At 66.6% G+C, this 19049-nt stretch carries 17 protein-coding genes; 11 read left to right on the top strand and 6 right to left on the bottom strand.

What is annotated here, in order from left to right:
* The first annotated feature begins 20 nt into the window (after positions 1–20).
* Positions 21–791 carry an SIMPL domain-containing protein gene (locus FA702_RS00765; RefSeq protein WP_136954608.1) on the top strand — a complete coding sequence of 257 codons (771 nt, stop codon included), beginning with the start codon at positions 21–23 and terminating at the stop codon, positions 789–791.
* A 44-nt stretch (positions 792–835) separates the two neighbouring features.
* Positions 836–1480, top strand: a complete 645-nt coding sequence (locus FA702_RS00760) for a phosphoribosylanthranilate isomerase (RefSeq protein WP_136954607.1) — start codon at positions 836–838, stop codon at positions 1478–1480.
* Between the two features lie 98 nt (positions 1481–1578).
* Here FA702_RS00760 and FA702_RS00755 read toward each other — a convergent pair whose 3' ends face one another.
* Positions 1579–2037 (bottom strand): outer membrane protein, encoded by a 459-nt coding sequence (locus tag FA702_RS00755; protein WP_136954606.1) that lies wholly within the window; start codon positions 2035–2037, stop codon positions 1579–1581.
* A gap of 392 nt (positions 2038–2429) precedes the next feature.
* Between FA702_RS00755 and trpB the strand changes: the two genes are divergently transcribed.
* From trpB to FA702_RS00735, 4 genes are all read left to right on the top strand, one after another.
* Entirely contained in the window at positions 2430–3656 is a 1227-nt protein-coding gene (gene trpB / locus FA702_RS00750) for a tryptophan synthase subunit beta (RefSeq protein ID WP_124808644.1), read from the top strand.
* Positions 3653–4453, top strand: coding sequence for a tryptophan synthase subunit alpha (gene trpA / locus FA702_RS00745; RefSeq protein WP_136954605.1), 801 nt, complete (start codon positions 3653–3655; stop codon positions 4451–4453). Before trpB ends, trpA begins: the two co-directional genes overlap by 4 nt.
* Entirely contained in the window at positions 4450–5298 is an 849-nt protein-coding gene (accD, locus tag FA702_RS00740) for an acetyl-CoA carboxylase, carboxyltransferase subunit beta (protein WP_136954604.1), read from the top strand. The genes trpA and accD overlap by 4 nt, the downstream gene beginning before the upstream one ends.
* Positions 5299–5359: 61 nt before the next feature.
* Complete coding sequence (locus FA702_RS00735; RefSeq protein WP_255504652.1) at positions 5360–6634, top strand: folylpolyglutamate synthase/dihydrofolate synthase family protein; 1275 nt, start codon at positions 5360–5362, stop codon at positions 6632–6634.
* On the opposite strand, the gene FA702_RS00730 is transcribed toward FA702_RS00735, so the two are convergent.
* Positions 6631–7962: an MFS transporter gene (locus FA702_RS00730; RefSeq protein WP_136954602.1), complete on the bottom strand. Its 1332-nt coding sequence runs from the start codon at positions 7960–7962 to the stop codon at positions 6631–6633. The genes FA702_RS00735 and FA702_RS00730 overlap by 4 nt on opposite strands.
* Positions 7963–8054: 92 nt before the next feature.
* Between FA702_RS00730 and FA702_RS00725 the strand changes: the two genes are divergently transcribed.
* The 3 genes from FA702_RS00725 to rsmD are packed head-to-tail and all read left to right on the top strand — an operon-like array spanning position 8055 to position 10683.
* The gene (locus FA702_RS00725; RefSeq protein ID WP_136954601.1) at positions 8055–9194 is read left to right on the top strand and encodes an aromatic ring-hydroxylating dioxygenase subunit alpha; all 1140 of its coding nucleotides are present in this window, start codon (positions 8055–8057) and stop codon (positions 9192–9194) included.
* A 50-nt stretch (positions 9195–9244) separates the two neighbouring features.
* Entirely contained in the window at positions 9245–10141 is an 897-nt protein-coding gene (locus FA702_RS00720) for a pseudouridine synthase (RefSeq protein ID WP_136954600.1), read from the top strand.
* Positions 10138–10683 (top strand): 16S rRNA (guanine(966)-N(2))-methyltransferase RsmD, encoded by a 546-nt coding sequence (gene rsmD, locus FA702_RS00715; protein WP_136954599.1) that lies wholly within the window; start codon positions 10138–10140, stop codon positions 10681–10683. Before FA702_RS00720 ends, rsmD begins: the two co-directional genes overlap by 4 nt.
* Positions 10684–10695: 12 nt before the next feature.
* Here rsmD and FA702_RS00710 read toward each other — a convergent pair whose 3' ends face one another.
* Positions 10696–11964, bottom strand: coding sequence for an MFS transporter (locus tag FA702_RS00710; protein ID WP_136954598.1), 1269 nt, complete (start codon positions 11962–11964; stop codon positions 10696–10698).
* Between the two features lie 180 nt (positions 11965–12144).
* On the opposite strand from FA702_RS00710, the gene FA702_RS00705 reads away from it, so the two are divergent.
* On the top strand, positions 12145–13581 hold the full coding sequence (locus tag FA702_RS00705; protein WP_136957182.1) for a methyl-accepting chemotaxis protein: 1437 nt from the start codon (positions 12145–12147) through the stop codon (positions 13579–13581).
* A 102-nt stretch (positions 13582–13683) separates the two neighbouring features.
* Here the strand turns inward: FA702_RS00705 and FA702_RS00700 are convergent, their stop codons facing one another.
* The gene (locus tag FA702_RS00700) at positions 13684–14256 is read right to left on the bottom strand and encodes a hypothetical protein (protein ID WP_136954597.1); all 573 of its coding nucleotides are present in this window, start codon (positions 14254–14256) and stop codon (positions 13684–13686) included.
* A gap of 177 nt (positions 14257–14433) precedes the next feature.
* Between FA702_RS00700 and FA702_RS00695 the strand changes: the two genes are divergently transcribed.
* Positions 14434–16731: an ATP-dependent helicase gene (locus FA702_RS00695; RefSeq protein WP_136957181.1), complete on the top strand. Its 2298-nt coding sequence runs from the start codon at positions 14434–14436 to the stop codon at positions 16729–16731.
* A gap of 1 nt (position 16732) precedes the next feature.
* On the opposite strand, the gene FA702_RS00690 is transcribed toward FA702_RS00695, so the two are convergent.
* On the bottom strand, positions 16733–17398 hold the full coding sequence (locus tag FA702_RS00690) for an AAA family ATPase (RefSeq protein WP_255504651.1): 666 nt from the start codon (positions 17396–17398) through the stop codon (positions 16733–16735).
* Positions 17399–17542: 144 nt separating this feature from the next.
* Positions 17543–18931, bottom strand: a complete 1389-nt coding sequence (locus tag FA702_RS00685; protein WP_136954595.1) for a DEAD/DEAH box helicase — start codon at positions 18929–18931, stop codon at positions 17543–17545.
* Positions 18932–19049: the final 118 nt, after the last annotated feature.

The raw sequence follows: 19049 nt of genomic DNA, 5'->3' as shown, positions 1-19049 counted from the left end.
TGCAACAGGAGACCGCCCCCATGAAACGTGCCCTTCTTTCCGTCGCTGCCGCGGCCGCTTTCGCGCCGCTGGCGATGATGGCCACCCCGGCGGCGGCGCAGGCCGCGCTTTCCGCCGCGCCGGTCGTGGCGGCGGGCAACAGCGTGCTGACCATATCCGCCGAAGGGAAGACCACGCGCACGCCCGATCTCGCGGTGTTCAACGCCGGCGTGACCACGCAGGGCAAGACCGCCGGCGAAGCGCTGAGCGAAAACGCCGCCAAGATGAACGCGGTGATCGCCGCACTGAAGCGCACCGGCATTGCCGACCGCGACATCCAGACCAGCAATCTTTCGGTAAACCCGGTCTATGGCCAGCCCAAGCGCCTGCCCGACGGTTCGATCGAGCAGCAGGAACCGGTGATCATCGGCTATCAGGCGACCAACCAGGTCTCCGTGCGCCAGCGCAAGATCGACCAGTACGGCAAGGTGATCGACACGCTGGTGGCGGCCGGCGCCAACCAGGTCAACGGCCCCTCGTTCCAGCTCGACAACGCCGACGCCGCGACCGACGAAGCCCGCGTCGATGCCATGAAGAAGGCCCGCGCCCGCGCCGAACTCTATGCCCGCGCCGCCGGCTTGCGGGTGGTGCGCGTGCTGACGATCAGCGAAAGCGGCGGCTGGTCGCCGCCCGCGCCGGTCCTCTATGCCCGCGCCGACAAGATGATGGCCGCCGCCGCGCCCAGCCCGGTCGCCGCCGGTGAACTGGATGTCGGCGCCAGCGTGACCGTCACCTACGAACTCGCGCCCTGATCGGCAGTTTGACGAAGCGGCCGGGCATGGCCTAACGCAGCGCCATGCCCGGCCCTTCCATCAAGATCTGCGGAATCACGAAACCGCAGGCGCTGTCCGCCACGATCAAGGCCCGCGCCGAATACGTCGGCTTCAACTTCTATCCCCCATCCCCGCGCTTCCTGGCCTTTTCCGAAGCCCCCGCGCTTGCGGCACAAGCGCAGGGCAGGATCACGCGGGTGGGCGTCTTCGTCGATGCCGACGATGCCTTCATCGCCGAAGCCGTCGCGGCGGCGCGGCTCGATGCCATCCAGCTTCACGGCAAGGAAGCGCCCGAGCGCGCCGCGCAGGTCCGCGCGCGGTTCGGCTTGCCGGTGTGGAAAGTGCTGTCTGTCGCCACGGCAGACGATGTGGCGCGCGCCAACGCCTATGCCGGCACGGCGGATTTCATCCTGTTCGATGCCAAGACGCCCAAGGGCGCCGCCCTGCCCGGTGGACTCGGCCTGGCGTTCGACTGGACGCTGCTGGCCGGCTATCGCGGCGCGCTGCCGTGGGGCCTTGCAGGCGGCCTTTCGCCCGACAACGTGGCCGTGGCGATCCGCATGACCGGGGCGCCGATGGTCGACGTCTCGTCCGGCGTGGAAAGCGCGCCCGGCGTGAAGGACGAACAGCGCATCGCCTCGTTCTGTTACGCCGCCCGCGCGGGCTGATCGCTCCATCGGAACAGAAAAAGGGCGGCTTCCCGAAGAAAGCCGCCCCGAAGCGAGACCACGCTTTCACGCGTGGCAGGATCGCGTAGCTGAGGCGATCAGAACTTCACGCCCACGCCAGCCACGACCGCGTTGGCATCGTTGAAGCCGTTGCGGCCGAAGTAGTGGCGGTACTCCACCTTGCCATAGAGATTGCCCATGAAGCCGCGCTCGTAGCCGGCGCCGAGATGCCACGAACCTTCGCACTGGCTGCACGGTTCGGTGGTGTAGCCGCCGGTGCCGTAGAGCTTCGAGCCGGCGAGCTTCGCGCCCAGACGGCCGGTGAAGCCCCAGGCCACCTTGGTGCCGGAAGTGAGAATCTTGTCGCCCGAGACTTCGAGGCCGGAAAAGGCGGCCGGTCCCAGATCGAAATCGTAACCGGCGGCGACGCCGGCCGTGCCCTTCGTCGCGCCGTCCGTCCAATAGACACCCGCGCGCGTTTCGACGCGGACTTCGTTGGCAAGGGCCGGGGTCGCCGCGACCAGCGAGGCAGCGAGCGAAAGAAGAACAATACGCATAATAAACTCCTGACTTGAACGCCCCTTCTTTGCTTCATGGGGGCAGCGGTCAGTTAATTTTCAATCACATATGTCACAATACCGAAAACATTAATCCAAACAAAACCTTCATATAAGTGACATCATTGTCACACATTTACCGGTATGTTTGTAACAAATATTTTCAGCACTATTTCCGAATATCAAAAATGAAAAGGCGGCCTCTTTCGAGACCGCCTTCACGACGTTGCAGCGCCTCTCTAGCGACTGCATCTTTCCGCAAGATGAACACCGCCAGAAAAATTGCACCGTCGCCGCCGGCCCCGGCTTCCGGCTGTTGCCCCGTGGTGAAACGTGCTCGGGCAAGGGAGGCGAATCTGGACAAGCCGCGCGGCCTCTGCCAATCGCCGCGCATGAGCGCAGAACCGACAGGGGCCACCCCCAACAGCTTTCGCAGCCAGCCCGACGATCGTGGCCATTTCGGCCAGTTCGGCGGGCGCTATGTTGCCGAAACGCTGATGCCGCTGATCCTCGATCTCGAACAGGAATACCGCAGGGCCAAGGCCGACCCCGCATTCCAGGCCGAGTTCGACGACCTGCTCGAACACTATGTCGGCCGCCCGAGCCCGCTCTATTTCGCGCCCCGGCTGACCGAAGAACTGGGCGGCGCGCAAGTCTGGTTCAAGCGCGACGAGCTGAATCACACCGGCGCGCACAAGATCAACAACTGCATCGGCCAGATCCTGCTCGCCATGCGCATGGGCAAGACGCGGATCATCGCCGAGACCGGCGCAGGACAGCACGGCGTGGCGACCGCGACGGTCTGCGCGCGCTTCGGCCTGCCCTGCGTGATCTTCATGGGCGCAACCGACGTGGAGCGGCAGAAACCCAATGTGTTCCGCATGAAGCTGCTGGGCGCCGAAGTCGTGCCGGTCACGGCCGGCGCGGGTACGCTCAAGGATGCCATGAACGAGGCACTGCGCGACTGGGTCGCGAACGTGCACAACACGTTCTACATCATCGGCACTGCTGCTGGCCCGCACCCCTATCCGGAACTCGTCCGCGATTTCCAGAGCGTGATCGGCAAGGAAGCCCGGGCGCAGATGCTGTCCCGCATCGGCCGCCTGCCCGATCTGCTCGTCGCCGCGATCGGTGGCGGATCGAACGCGATCGGCCTGTTCCATCCCTTCCTCGACGATACCGGCGTCAGGATGCTGGGCGTGGAAGCGGCGGGCCACGGGCTGGACAAGGAGCACGCCGCCAGCCTCGCAGGCGGACGGCCCGGCATTCTCCACGGCAACAAGACCTACCTGTTGCAGGACGAGGACGGCCAGATCACCGAAGGCCATTCGATTTCGGCCGGCCTCGATTATCCCGGAATCGGGCCGGAACATGCGTGGCTCAAGGAGATCGGCCGCGTGGACTATACCTCGGTGACCGACACGGAAGCGCTCGATGGCTTCCAGCTGCTCTGCCGCACCGAAGGCATCATTCCCGCGCTCGAACCCGCGCACGCCATTGCTGCCGTCAAGAAGGTCGCACCGACGATGGGCAAGGATCAGATCATCCTCGCCAACCTGTGCGGCCGTGGCGACAAGGACATCTTCTCCGTCGCCGAACATCTGGGGGTGTCGCTGTGACCCGCCTCGCCTCTGCCTTCGCCAAGGGCCGGCCCGCCCTCGTCACTTTCGTGACCGGCGGCGATCCTACGCCAGAGGCCACCGCTTCGATCCTCGACGCGCTGGTCGAAGGCGGTGCCGACGTGATCGAGCTGGGGATGCCCTTTACCGATCCGATGGCCGATGGTCCGGCGATCCAGCTCGCTAACCTGCGCAGCCTTGGTGCCGGCACCAAGACCGCCGATATCCTGCGCATCGCCGCCGCGTTCCGCGCGCGTCATCCCGACGTGCCGCTCGTGCTGATGGGCTATGCCAATCCGATGACCGTGCGCGGGGCCGACTGGTTCGCCGCCGAATGCGTGAGCGCCGGCGTCGATGGCGTGATCTGCGTGGATATTCCGCCCGAGGAAGATGCCGAGCTTGGCCCCGCGCTGCGCGGGGCCGGCATCTCACTGATCCGTCTTGCCACGCCGACCACCGACCACGCGAGGCTTCCCGCCGTGCTGGAAGGATCATCGGGCTTCCTCTATTACGTCTCGGTCGCCGGCATCACCGGGATGCAGCAGGCGGCGCAGGCTTCGATCGACGAAGCCGTCGCCCGGATCAAGGCGTCGGCCACCATTCCCGTTGCCGTCGGCTTCGGCGTGCGCACGCCCGCACAGGCCGCGGCCATCGCCAGGGTGGCCGATGGCGTGGTCGTTGGATCGGCGCTGGTCGATCTCGTCGCCAAACATGGCGCGGACGCGGCGGGGCCGGTGAAGGAACTCACCGCCGCGTTGGCCGCCGCCGTCCACTCTGCCCGCAAGGAAATCGCATGAGCTGGCTCAACCGCGTTCGCAACGCCCTCCCCTTCACGCCGAAGCGGGACACGCCCGACAATCTCTGGATCAAGTGCCCTTCGTGCAGCGAAATGCTGTTCACCAAGGACTATGAGGACAACCTTTCGGTCTGCCCGCATTGCGACCATCACGGCCGCATCGGCGCCGACGCGCGGTTCGCGCAACTGCTCGATCCAGGGTTCGAGATTCTTCCCGCGCCCAAGGTGAAAGAAGACCCGCTGAAGTTTCGCGACAGCAAGAAATATACAGACAGGCTCAAGGCGGCCAAGGCGGCCAACCCGCACCCTGACGCGCTGACCAATGCCGCCGGCACGATCGACGGGCACAAAGCCGTGGTCGGCGTGCAGGAATTCGCGTTCATGGGCGGATCGATGGGCATGGCCGTGGGCAATGCCTTCATCGCCGGGATCGAGCGCGCAATAGCGGAGAAGTGCCCCTATATCGCGGTGACCGCCGCCGGCGGCGCGCGCATGCAGGAAGGCATTCTCAGCCTGATGCAGATGCCGCGCAGCACCGTGGCCATCGCCAAGCTGCACGCGGCGGGCCTACCCTATATCGTGCTGCTGACCGATCCCACCACGGGCGGCGTCACCGCCAGCTACGCCATGCTGGGCGACGTGCAGATCGCCGAACCCGGCGCGCTGATCGGGTTCGCCGGCCAGCGCGTGATTCAGGACACCATCCGCGAAAAGCTCCCCGAAGGTTTTCAGCGCGCGGAATATCTGCATGCCCACGGGATGCTGGACATGGTCGTCCACCGCCGCGACATGAAGGCGACTCTGGCGCAAGTGATCGACTACCTCACGGCCGCAAAGGCCGCGTGACACTCCGCGCCAGCGGGAGGGACTTCTGACACGCGACTTCGCCATTTCCGAAAACGCGGCGGTGCAGGCCCAGCTTGACCGGCTGGGCGCGCTGTCGCTGCCGCAGGGCCGGTTCGGGCTGGGTACCGCGCGCGAACTGCTCGCCCGCGTCGGCAACCCGCATCTCGCGCTGCCACCGGTATTCCATGTGGCCGGCACCAACGGCAAGGGATCGACCTGCACCTATCTGCGCTTCATGCTGGAGGCGCAGGGGCTGACCGTCCATTCCGCCACCAAGCCGCATCTGGTGCGCTACAACGAACGCATCCGCATCGCCGGCAAGCTGATCGGCGACGATCTGCTGGCCGCGCTGCTCAAGGAAGTGCTGGACGCGGCGGAGGACCTTGCCCCCAGCTTCTTCGAAGTGACCACGGTGGCGACGTTCCTGGCCTTCCACCGCATCCCGGCCGACGTCTGCGTGATCGAAACCGGGCTGGGCGGGCGACTGGACGCCACCAACGTGCTGCCGACCGCGGCGGCGTGCGGCATCGCGACGTTGGGGCTGGACCACGAAGGCTTCCTGCTGACCCCCGAAGCCGGCGTGCCCACCGATCCGCTGGCGCGCATCGCCTTCGAGAAGGCGAGCATCGCCAAGCCCGGCGTGCCGCTGGTGACGCAGACCTATCCTGCTGCCGTGGCGCAATCGGTGTTCGATACGGCGCGGGCGATCGGCGCGCCGGTCATTATGCGCGGGCGCGAATGGAACGCCGCGATCGGCGATGCAATTGCCTACAGCGATGCGCAAGGTTCGCTGACCCTGCCCCTGCCCGCGCTGCCGGGTAGCCATCAGGCGGACAACGCAGCGCTCGCCGTGGCCATGCTGCGCCATCAGCGCGTGGTCGCCGTTTCGCCCGAAGCGATGGCGCGGGGCATTCCCGCCGCGCGCTGGCCGGCGCGGCTGCAACGGTTGGGCGCTGGCCCGCTGACCGCTCTGGCCGGCCAGCGCGCGGTGTGGCTCGACGGCGGGCACAATCCCGATGCCGGCCTCGCCATCGCCCGCCATTTCGCCGGCGGTCCGAAAATCCACCTCGTCACGGGCATGCTCGCCAACAAGGACCCGTCGGCGATCATCGCGCCTCTGGCGGACCGGCTGCTGTCGCTGTCGATCGTTCCCGCCCCGGGGCATGACGCGCACCGCCCGGAAGACTTCGCGCCGTTCACCACGCTGCCAGCGCGCAGCTTTGCCAACGTGGCCGACGCGCTGGCCGCGCTGCCGCCCGAAGGCGACGTGCTGATCGCGGGTTCGCTTTACCTTGCCGGGGACGTGCTGCGGCGGAACGGGGAAGTACCGGATTAGGTTTTTGGCGATTCCTCGCCCGCCGTGCCCATGGCTTCATCGACCAGCCCGGTGCGGCTCATCCACCAGAACAGCACGATGCCCGGCAGCGCCAGCACGGTGGTGAGCAGGTAGAAGTTCACATAGCCGAACCGTTCGATCATCGCGCCGGCGGTCGTACCGGTAACGAACCGCCCCACGATGCTGGCACCGGCGGAAATCAGCGCGTATTGCGCGGCCGTGAACCGCAGGTCGCACAGCGCCGAGAAATAGGCGACGACCACCACGCCGCCATAGCCGGACGCGATGTTCTCGAAACCGATCGCGCCGGCCATGCCCAGGTTGGAATGGCCGGCAGTAGCGAGCGCCGCGAAGCTCAGGTTCGACACGCCCATCAGCACCAGCGCGAACAGCACCGACCGCTTCAAGCCAAGGCGGGAATAGGCCGCGCCGCCGATGAACACGCCGATGAGATAGGCCCAGAACCCCAGCCCGACGTCATAGAGCGCGATTTCGTCGTTGGTGAAGCCAAGGTCGTCGAACAGCAGCCGGAACGTCAGGTTGGCAAGCGTATCGCCGATCTTGTGGACCAGGATGAAGGCCAGCACCAGCAGCGCGCCATGGCGCCGGAAGAACTCCGCGAACGGGCCGGTGATCGAATCCCACACCTCGCCCAGCCCCTTGCGCCGGGTCGCCTCACGATGGCGGGCGGGTTCGCCCATGAGCAGCGCGGTCAGCACCGCCGGCAGGACGAGGAACGCGCAGGCGACATAGGCGGCCGTCCAGCCATGCCGCGCGGCGACGAACAGCGCGATTCCGCCAGCGCCGGCCGAACCGATCCGCCAGCCGTATTGCGACATGCCCGATCCCGTGCCCAGCTGGTAGGGCTTGAGCGTCTCGATCCGGAAGGCGTCGATCACGATGTCGAACGTCGCGCCCGCCGCTCCGACGAGAACGGCGGCGACCACTGTCGCGCCGATATCCTTCGCCGGATCGACCAGCGCGAGATTGATCACGGCAAGAAAGACCAGCGCACCCGCAAGGATCATCCACGAAACCCGCTGCCCCAGCCGGCCCAGCACCGGCAGATGCACGCCATCGACCAGCCACGACCACAGGAACTTGAGGTTATAGACCAGGAACGCCAGCGTGAACGCGGTGATCGTGGACTTCTGGATGTGATCCTGCGCCAGACGCGTTGTGAGCGTCGCGCCGATCATCGCGAACGGGAAGCCCGACGAGATGCCGAGGAAGAACGACGCCAGCGATTCGCGTTCGACATAGGGCTTGAGCGCCTGCGCCAGTCCGCTTCCCTCGCCCGTTTTCCCACGCGCCCCTACGTCATTCATGCGGCGATTGCTCCCTGCCCGATTTCGCGCAAAACTAGCGGCCTTTCGGGGTATGCCTAGCCCCGACAACAAAAGATAGGGAAGAGGACCCCATGGGACGCCCCACCGAAGGCCAGCTTGCGCTGGCGCATCAGGTTGCCGCCGGCGCCGGACAGCAGGCGTCCGCCATCGCCCATGTGCCCGCGTCCGCCTATGTCGATCCGGCGCATTTCGCGCGCGAGAAGGCCGCGCTCTTCGACCGGATGCCGCAAGTGCTGGCCCCTTCGGCGCTGCTGCCCGAACCCAACATGGCCGTGCCCCACGATGGCACCGGCCGGCCGCTGCTGATAGCGCGCGATGGCGAGGGCGCGATCCGGGTGTTCCTCAACGTCTGCCGCCACCGGGGCACGCGACTGGTGGAAGGGCAGGACGTGCACTGCGGCAAGCGCATGGTCTGCCCCTATCACGCGTGGACTTATGCCACCGACGGCCGCCTGCTCGCCCTACCCCGCCCGGATACGTTTCCCGGCTTCGACAAGGCGGCGCACGGCCTGGTCGAACTGCCGAGCCACGAATCCGGCGGCCTGATCTGGTTCGCGCCCGCAGCCCCCGACGCCGATTTCGGTGACGCCGCGCGCGTGGGTGAGGATTTCGCGGCAGTAGGCCTGGCCGGCCAGCACCTCTATGCGCGGCGCACGCACCGGGTGGCGTCGAACTGGAAGCTCATCATGGACGCGTTCCTCGAAAGCTACCACGTGCTGCGCCTGCACGCGACGTCGATCGCGCCATTTTTCAAGGACGGCATCACCTCCGGCGACGAGATCGGGCCGCACAAGCGCTCGCTGGTCGGCCGGGCGGCGGAGATGGAAGGGGTGGACCTGTCCGACTGGGCGCAGCTGCGCGCGGTCGGCACGTTCGCCTACCAGCTCTTTCCCGCCACCGTGGTCGTGGTCAGCCCGGACTACGTGAACCTGATGACGATCATGCCGCAGGCGGTGGACCGGACGCTGGTCGAGGATTTCATGCTGATCCCCGAACCACCGCGCGACGAGAAGGCGGAAAAACACTGGCAAAAGAGCTGGAATCTGCTCGATGGCCAGGTGTTCGGCGCGGAGGATTTTCGGGCGGCGGAACTCGGCCAGCAGGGCCTTGCCAGCGGCGCGATCAGCACGATCACGCTCGGCACGCTCGAAGCCGGGATCGCGCGCTTCCACGCGATCTGCGCGGAGCAGATGGCGAAAGCCGGCGTCTGAAACGCAAGAGCCGGGGTGACGCGCGGGCCAAGCGCGCGTAAGGGCGGGGCATGACACTTCCCCCCAAACCCCGGAACGGCCGCCCGGGACGGCCCGCCGCTCCGAACAGGCCTGACGCAGCGAAGCGTCCCGCCAAGCCCCGCAATCCCGCCGCGCCGCGCGCGCCGGCCACGCCCGCCGGCGATGGCCCGCCGCGCGAGGGCGAACGCATCGCCAAGCTGCTGGCGCGCGCCGGCATCGCCTCGCGCCGCGAAGTCGAACGGATGATCGCCGACGGGCGCGTGAAGCTGAACGACGAAGTGCTGACCACGCCCGCCACGGTGCTCAAGAACCTGAAGGGCGTGACGGTGGACGGCAAGGCCGTGGCCGCGGCGGAACCGGCGCGCCTGTTTCGCTTCCACAAGCCCGCCGGCCTCATCACGGCGGAGCGCGATCCGGCGGGGCGGCCAACGATCTACAACGCCCTGCGCAACGCGCTCCCCAGCGGCACGCCGCGCCTGATGCCGATCGGCCGGCTCGACCTCAATACCGAGGGTCTGCTGCTGCTGACCAACGACGGCGAACTCAAGCGCGCGATGGAACTGCCGTCCACTGGCGTCCCGCGCACCTACCGCGCCCGCACCTTCGGCGACATCACGCAGGAACGGCTCGAAGCGCTGAGCGAGGGCGTGGAGATCGAGGGCATCCGCTATGGCTCGATCGACGCCAACATGGAGCGGCGCACCGGCCGCAACCAGTGGATCGAACTGACGCTGACCGAAGGCAAGAACCGCGAAGTGCGCCGTGTGCTGGAGCACCTGGGCCTGCAGGTATCGCGCCTGATCCGCATCCAGTACGGTCCCTTCCCGCTGGCCGACATTCCGCGCGGCATGGCCGATGAAATCCGCCAGGTCGATGTCGAGCGCTTCCGCAAGACGCTGAAGCCCGCCGGCCGGGGGCAGGCATGAGGATCATCGCCGGAGAATGGCGCGGCCGGCCGCTGCGCGCGCCCGAGGGCGACGCCACCCGCCCCACGGCGGACCGCACGCGCGAGACGCTGTTCTCGATGCTGACCAGCCGGCTCGGCAGTTTCGAAGGGCTGACGGTGGCCGATCTGTTCGCGGGATCGGGCGCGCTGGGGCTGGAGGCACTGTCACGCGGCGCGGAGAAGGCGATCTTTGTCGAACAGGCCCCGCCCGCGATCCGCGCGATCCGTGCCAATATCGCGGCGCTGCACACCCAGCCGAAGTGCGATGTGCGCGCCGCATCGGTGCTGACGCTGGGGCCTGTGAAGGAACCGGTCGATCTGATCCTGCTCGATCCGCCTTACGGCACCGGCGCGGGCGCGGTGGCGATCGACCGGCTGGTGCGGCTCGGCTGGATCGGTGAAGGCACGTGGATCAGTCTGGAAACCGCTGCCAACGAACAGCCGCAGATCCGCGCGTGCGAAGTCGATGCCGAACGCAAGGTGGGCAAGGCGCTACTCACCCTGCTGCGCCTCAAGAGCTGACCCGAGCGGCCTTTACCCGGCCTTGCGGCCAAACAGCACGCCCGCCAGCGTGAGGCTGCCCGCCACGGTCAGGAACAGGCCGACGTAAGGGGTGCCACCGTGCTGGGCGAGATATTGCGCGGCAAACGGCGCCATCGCCCCGCCGATGATCCCGCCGACGTTGAACGCCACGGATATCCCGGTGTAGCGCACCGGCACCGCGTAGAGCGTGGGCAACCAGGCGCCGAGCGGGCCATAGGTCAGCCCCATCACCAGCAGCGCGGCGGCCAGCGTCAGGAACACAAGCAGCAGCGAACCGGAGCCCAGCCCCGCGCCGAACACCAGCCCGATCAACGCCGTCAGCGCTGCGCCCTTGCCCAGAACGTTGCGCGCGCTGGTCCGGTCCGCCCACCAGCCGGCCAGCAGGATGCCGATGGCCAGGAAGGTGTTGGCGCCCAACTGCACCAGCAGAAACGCCTCGCGCGAATAGCCGAGGGTCTTGGTCCCGAAGCTCAGCGCGAATGTGGTGGCGAGGTAGAAGATCGCGAAGCAGGCGACGACGCCCGCGATCCCGGCGATCACCGCGCCGGCATGATCCGCGAACAGCCGGCCGATCGGCACGCGCGGCGGCGGCGCGGCTTCCAGCGCGGCGCGGAACGCCGCCGTCTCGCCAATCCGCAGCCGGACCCACAGGCCCAGCCCGACGAGCAGCGCCGAAGCCAGGAACGGAATGCGCCAGCCCCACGCCGCGAAATCGGCGTCCGAAAGGTTCACCGCCAGGATCAGGAACAGGCCGTTTGCGGCGAGGAAACCCAGCGGCGCGCCCAGTTGCGGGGCGGAGCCGAAGCGCGCCTCCCACCCCTTGGGCGCGTTCTCCACCGCCAGCAGCGACGCCCCGCCCCATTCGCCGCCAAGCCCGAAACCCTGCCCGAAGCGCAGCAGGCACAGCAGCGCAGGCGCGACCGGTCCGGCCATGGCATAGGTCGGCAGGAAGGCGATCAGCAGCGTGGAAAGGCCCATCAGCATCAGCGAGGCGACCAGCGTGGACTTGCGCCCCACCCGGTCCCCGAAATGCCCGAACGCGATCGCGCCCACCGGCCGCGCGAAGAAGGCGAGACCGAACGTCATGAACGAGGCCATGGTCTGCGCCGCTTCCGATTCCGCCGGAAAGAACAGCGGCCCGATCACCAGCGCCGCCGCCGTCGCATAGACGTAGAAGTCATAGAACTCGACCGCCGTGCCGACGAGGCTGGCCGTGAGGATGCGGGCGTGCGTGCGGATCGGATGGGCTGAGGACGTCATGAGCCGCTTCGTTCGGCGCCGGGTGCGGACTTGTCAAGAAAGGGCAGCCGATCTGCGCCGCGCCTCTGCGAAATCACGTATCCCGGCATTCAGCCAATCACAGCGCGCGCTCTTTAGGAAGATGCGCGGCACGCCGCGCTGAAGCTTCGCGGCCCAGGCATCAGGGGTAACGACGTGAACATGCTGAACTGGTTCGAGAAGCAGGCTCCCATCCGCGCAAAATTCCGCGCCCTGCTGTTCGTGCATTCGGGCCTTGCCGTCCTTGGCCTGCTGGCGACGCTGTGGGCCGGCTTGGGCGGTGGACTGGTCCTGCCGCTGATCGCCTCGGCCGCCGTGGTCGCACTTTCTGTCACGGCGGTGATCGTCAGCGGCGAACGCATCTGCACGCCTTACGTGAACACCGTCGTGCGCATGGAGGCGCTTGCCCGTGGCGATCTCGAAAGCCCGATTCACTACACCAACCATACGGACTGCGTCGGTCGGATGACCAAGGCGATGAGCGTGTTCCGCGAAAACGCCCAGGCGCTTCAGGCCTCGTCCGCCATGCGCGAGAAGGTCAGCACCGCCCTAAGCGCGGCCCTGTCGCACCTCGCCGAAGCGGACCTGTCCTATCGCATCAACACCGCGTTTCCGGAATCACAGGAACAGGTCCGCACCGATTTCAACCGCGCCGCCGAATCGCTGTCGGGCACGCTGACCTCGGTCGCCACTTCGGCCATCTCGATCGACAGCAGTTCGGGCCAGATCCGCACCGCGTCGGACGACCTGGCCGCGCGCACCGAACAGCAGGCCGCCTCGATCGCCAAGGCCAGCGAATCCATGCGGGCCGTGACCATGCTGGTCGAACAGAATGCCGGCAGCGTGGCCGATGTCGACAAGTCGATCGCGGATGCCCATCGCGGCGCCACGCAGGGCGGCGAAGTCGTGGAACAGGCGGTGGCTGCGATGACCATGATCCAGAAATCGTCGCAGGAAATCACGCAGATCATCAATGTGATCGACGGCATCGCCTTCCAGACCAATCTCCTCGCGCTCAACGCCGGGGTGGAGGCTGCGCGAGCGGGCGATGCCGGCAAGGGCTTTGCCGTGGTCGCCAACGAAGTGCGCGCCCTGGCGCAGCGCTCTGCCGATGCCGCGCGCGAAATCAAGGATCTCATCACCAACAGCAGCGAGCACGTGAACAAGGGGGTCACGCTGGTCGGCGAAACCGGCCGCGCACTGGGCGAGATTGTTACGCGGGTGGGGGAGGTCAGCCAGTTGACCAAGACCATTGCCGAATCCGCGCGGCAGCAGTCGGAAATGCTGCGCGACGTGAACGAAACGGTCACCCAGATCGACCTGATGACGCAGCAGAATGCCGCCATGGTCGAAGAAAGCACCGCCGCATCGCGCAGCCTGGCGCAGCAGGCCGGCAATCTCTCGGCGCTCGTGTCACGATTCAATACATCGGACGGTAGGGCGACCAAACGGCCGGCGCCGTCCGCCGAGATCGTGGTCCTCGCGCCACCGCCGGCCGCGGAACCTGCGGAGATCGCCGAGCGCGCGCTACCCTCCCCCACGCAAGGCAACCTCGCCTTGAAAGGGTCGGACGATGTGCAGGATTGGAGCGAATTCTAGGCTCGGGGCGCTGCAGCCACAGAGCGGGCAGCGCGAAGGGCGCCGGAGTGATCCGGCGCCCTTCCTTCAGGCCCGACCCGAAGGGCCTTTATCCGTCAGACGTCAGACGCCGCCACGGTTGCGGCAGCTGTCCTGCACGGTCTTGGAACACAGCGGATAGGCCTTGGCCGCGGCTCCATCGGCCGACGCCATATTTCCGCGCGGAGCCGCTTCCGAAGGGGCATCGGCCGTGGCCGCCGGCGGCGCGGAGGCGGGAGCCGCCGCAGCCGACGGCTTGCCGCTCACCTGGGCCACGATCGTAGGCCACACCTGTTCACGCTGATCCGGCGTCATGGCGAGCACCTGGCCACGCTGCTGATCGCTCAGCGCCCACCAGCCCGTCTGACGCTCGGGAGCGAGCGACCAGAAGTATTCCTGCTGGGCGGCCGGCCACGCGTCGTACTTGGCCTTCTTGTCCGCCGGCCATGCATCGTTCTGCGCCTTCTGCTCAGCGCTGGGGCTGAACGTGGTCGTGGCGGTCGAAGCATCCGCAGCGGAAGCCGGCGGAGTGGCCGCTTCGGGTGGAACGGGTGCCGTGGTATCGGCGGGCGGAGGAGTGGCGGCCTGCGCAAGCGCGGCGGCAGGCAGGGCGGCGGTTGCGAGCGCAAGCGCACTCACGCACAGAAACTTACGCATTTTCAATCTCCTGCTGTCGTCAGGTACTGTGAACAAGCTACGCATGGACGTTGCCTGCGATCCCGCCAAAGCGGCGGAACGTGCCTTTCGCGCCGACGAGCCGAACCGTGACGGAAACCGGGCACGACGGGCCGAATGATCGTTGCGACGACCTGTTTTGGTCCCTATCTGTTCACGATGTCCGTTCCCCAACCCGCGAATCCCGCAGACAGCGAAGCCTGGCTCGATGGCCTGAACCCGCCGCAACGCGAAGCCGTGCTGACCACCGAAGGCCCCGTGCTGATGCTGGCGGGCGCGGGCACCGGCAAGACCGCCGCGCTCACCGCGCGCATGGCCTACCTGCTGCGCGCGCGCCGGGCGTGGCCCTCCGAAATCCTCTGCGTCACGTTCACCAACAAGGCCGCGCGCGAAATGCGCGAACGAGTCGGCCAACTGATCGGCCCCGCCGTGGAAGGGATGCCCTGGTTGGGCACGTTCCATGCCATCGCGGCGAAAATGCTGCGCCGCCATGCGGAAATCGTCGGTCTGCAATCGAACTTCACGATCATCGACACCGACGACCAGTTGCGGCTGCTCAAGCAGCTAATCCAGGCGGAAGGGCTGGACGAAAAGCGCTGGCCCGCCCGGCAGCTCGCGGGGCTGATCGACAAGTGGAAGAACCGGGGCCTCAACCCCGCCGATCTCGATGCGGGCGAGAACGAAGCCTATGCCAACGGGCGCGGGCAGAAGTTCTACGCGCTTTATCAGGCGCGGCTTCAGGCGCTCAATGCCTGCGACTTTGGCGATCTGCTGCTCCACATGCTCAACGTGTTCCGGCGCGAGCGCGAGGTGCTGGAACAGTACCAGCAGCGCTTCAAATACGTGATGGTGGACGAATACCAGGATACCAACGCGGTGCAGTACCTGTGGCTGCGGCTGATCGCGCAGGCGCGCAAGAACATCTGCGTGGTGGGAGACGACGACCAGTCGATCTATTCCTGGCGTGGCGCGGAAGTGGCCAACATCCTGCGCTTCGAAAAGGACTTCCCCGGCGCGAAGGTGATCCGGCTGGAGCAGAACTACCGCTCCACCCCGCACATCCTGGGCGCGGCATCCGGCTTGATCGCGGAAAATTCCGAACGGCTCGGCAAGACGCTGTGGACCGAGCAGAATGGCGGTGACAAGGTTCGCGTCGTGGGCGTGTGGGACGGGCCAGAGGAAGCCCGCCGCGTGGGCGACGAGATCGAGCGCCTGGAACGCGAAGGCTGCGGGCTCAACCAGATCGCGATTCTGGTGCGCGCGCAGTTCCAGACGCGCGAACTGGAAGACCGCTTCATCCAGATCGGCCTGGGCTATCGCATCGTCGGCGGCTTCCGCTTCTACGAACGCGCCGAAATCCGTGATGCGCTCGCCTATCTGCGCCTGATCGCCTCACCATCGGACGACCTCGCGTTCGAGCGGATCTACAACACGCCCAAGCGGGGGCTGGGTGACAAGACGCTGGAGAAGCTCCACCGCCATGCCCGCGCGCGCGGCGTGCCGCTGTCGCTGGCGGCGGTCGAAATCCTCGATACCGATGAACTGCCCGCCCGCGCGCGCGGCACGCTGACCGCGCTGATGCGCGATTTCGCGCGCTGGCGCGATGCCTCGAAAACGCTCGTGCCAGCGGAACTCGCGCGCACCATCCTCGATGAGAGCGGCTACACCGCCGCGCTTCAGGCCGAACGCAGTGCGGAGGCGAACGGGCGGCTGGAAAACCTCTCCGAACTCGCCCGCGCGATGGAGGATTACGAGACGCTGGGCGATTTCCTGGAACACGTCAGCCTCGTGATGGACAACGAAGCCGCGCCCGATGACGAGAAGGTCACGGTGATGACGATCCACGCCGCCAAGGGGCTGGAGTTCGATCAGGTGTTCCTGCCGGGCTGGGAGGAAGGCGTGTTCCCCTCGCAACGCGCGCTCGATGAAGGCGGCCTTGCCTCGCTGGAAGAGGAACGCCGGCTCGCCTACGTCGCCATCACCCGCGCGCGCAAACGCTGCACAATCCTGCACGCCGCCAACCGCCGCATCTATGGCCAGTGGACCAGCTCGATTCCCAGCCGCTTCATCGGCGAACTGCCGCGCGGGCACATCGAGGAAGAAACCACGCTGTCCGGCGGCGCCTCGCTATGGCGCGCAAACTGGTCCGAACAGAGCGATCCCTTCGCCGACGTCGCGCGTGCGCAACCGTCGCGCGGCGTGGGCCGCGGCCCCGGCTGGCAGCGCGCGGCGGCGCAGAGCTATGACCCCAGCCCCCGCCGCATTCCCGAAGCCACCCGCAGCGCCGCCAGCTTCGCCGCCAAGCCCCGCTCCGACATCGCCATGGGCGCGCGCGTGTTCCACGACAAGTTCGGCTACGGCACCGTCGCCGCGCAGGAAGGCAACAAGCTGGAGATCGATTTCGAAACGGCGGGCCGCAAGCGCATGATCGACAGCTTCGTCAAGCCGGCGGGGTAGTCTACTCGATAATAGCTTCGACTGTTTCATGAGGGTAAGCCGCGAACTCCCGGTATATCTTGAAGTGCGGCGTCTCCTCGAGGCTGATCGGCCGCAAGCCGTAAGCGTCGACAAACTGAAGATCTGCGTCGGGCAATGCCATCAACGGCGGCGAGTGCGTGGCAATGATGACCTGCGCATTGGCATTGCGCTGCATCCGCCTGAGAATCTTCAAGAACTCGAACTGCTTGTATGGTGAAAGCGCCGATTCCGGCTCGTCGAAAATAAGCAGGCCTTGGCGATCGAGCCTCTCCTCGAAAAATTGCAAAAAGCCTTCGCCGTGCGAAGAGGAGAGGAAGTCTGCATATAGCGATCCAGCATCGTCCAGATATCGGGCCACCGAAAAGAAAGTCTCGGCCCGAAAGAACCAGCCGTCACGAATCTGCGGGAGCCAGGCGCCGCGAAGCGCATTTCCCACCTCTCCGGCATCCTGCCCCGAGACCTCGGAGCCCGAAACCGCCGCCATGCCCGGGCCGCCACCGCCATCTTTGAAGCCGGCCAGTCCGGCGATTGCTTCAAGCAGCGTAGACTTCCCCGCACCATTCTCGCCGACAAAAATCGTGACGGCGGCAGAGAAGGAAAAGGCAAACTCGCCCTTCCCGAACAGCGGTAATGAAAAGGGATACACCTCCCAATCGACGGAGGCTCGGCTATCCTCCGCAAACCATATCCGCTTCAGATATGGCGGCGGTAGGGAAGTGGTCGATCTCTTTCTAGCCATCCCGGGAGATTATCGCGGAAAGTCATTCCCGCAACTGCGGTCAATCGCTGGTCAAAGCGCTGAAACGTTCAGGAATCCCGGTATCGGCCCGTTCCACGCGCCCGGTTCGCTCGGCGGTTCCGCATCCTGATAGCGTGGCGCGCGTTCCGGCGGCGCCTCGCGGCGAGGCCGCGCTTCGCTCCGGGGCGGGCGGGCACGGGAGGGTGATGCTTCTTCCTGCGACGCGCGCGGTTCGGCCTTGCGGCCGCGCTTCGGCTTTTCGGCCGCTGCGGGTCTTTCCTCGCGCGGCTTGCGGGCCGGCCTTTCCTCCGCCGGAGCGCCAGCGATATCAAGCTTGATTTCGGGAATCGGGGCGCCGGTCAGCTTCTCGACGTTCTCGATCGCTTCGGCATCCTCCGGCGCGACGAGCGTGAACGCGCGGCCGGTGGCCCCGCCGCGGCCGGTGCGGCCGATGCGGTGGACGTAATCGTCCGGGTGCCAGGGCGTGTCGAAATTGAAGACGTGGCTCACGCCCTTGATGTCCAGCCCGCGCGCGGCAACGTCGGACGCGCACAGGATGTTGATGTCGCCCGACTTGAAACGGTCGAGTTCGGCGATACGGCTGGACTGGTCCATGTCGCCATGGATCTCGCCGGCGGCGAAGCCATGGCTCTTGAGGCTCTTGGCCAGTTCGCGCACCGTGGTCTTGCGGTTGGCGAAGATGATCGCCGTGGTCACGTTGTCGTTGCGGAGCAGGTGCCGGAGCACCTCGCGCTTCTGCCGGCTGCCGACCTTCACCTTGTGCTGGGCGATGCTGGCGTTGTTCGACGCGGGCCGCGCGACCTCGATGTACTTCGGATTCGACAGGAAGCGATCCGCCAGCTTCTTGATCGGCGGCGGCATCGTCGCCGAAAACAGCAGCGTCTGGCGCTGGGCCGGCAGCTTGGTGCAGATGTTCTCGATGTCCGGAATGAAGCCCATGTCGAGCATCCGGTCGGCTTCGTCGATCACCAGCAGGTTGCAGCCGGTGAGCAGGATCTTGCCGCGCTCGAACAGGTCCATCAGCCGACCGGGCGTGGCGATCAGCACGTCCACGCCTTCCGACAGCGCCTTGACCTGATCGCCCATCTGCACGCCGCCGATCAGCAGCGCCATCTTGAGATCGTGGTTCTTGCCGTACTTCTCGAAATTCTCGGCCACTTGCGCCGCCAGTTCGCGCGTCGGCTCCAGAATGAGCGAGCGCGGCATCAGCGCGCGGCGGCGGCCGTGGGCGAGGATATCGATCATCGGCAGCACGAAACCGGCCGTCTTGCCGGTGCCCGTCTGCGCGATGCCGATCAGATCGCGCATCATCAGCACGCTGGGGATGGCCTGCGCCTGGATCGGAGTCGGTTCGTCGTAGCCGGCGTCCGTTACCGACTTTAGCAATTCATCAGACAGGCCGAGATCGGCGAACTTCATCAGCGACAATTTCCGAAAGTAACGAGGCGGGATATACTCCAGCCCGACCGTCGCCGTGTGACGCCGGTTCCCTTAGCGCGCGCTAAGACCATTGCACGGCGAAAGTCAAGGAAACCCG

This window comes from Novosphingobium sp. EMRT-2 (assembly GCF_005145025.1).
In the GTDB taxonomy this organism is placed as follows: Bacteria; Pseudomonadota; Alphaproteobacteria; order Sphingomonadales; family Sphingomonadaceae; genus Novosphingobium.
The sequence above is the reverse complement of the archived record's forward strand: the minus strand, read 5'-3'. Positions and strand labels throughout refer to the sequence as shown.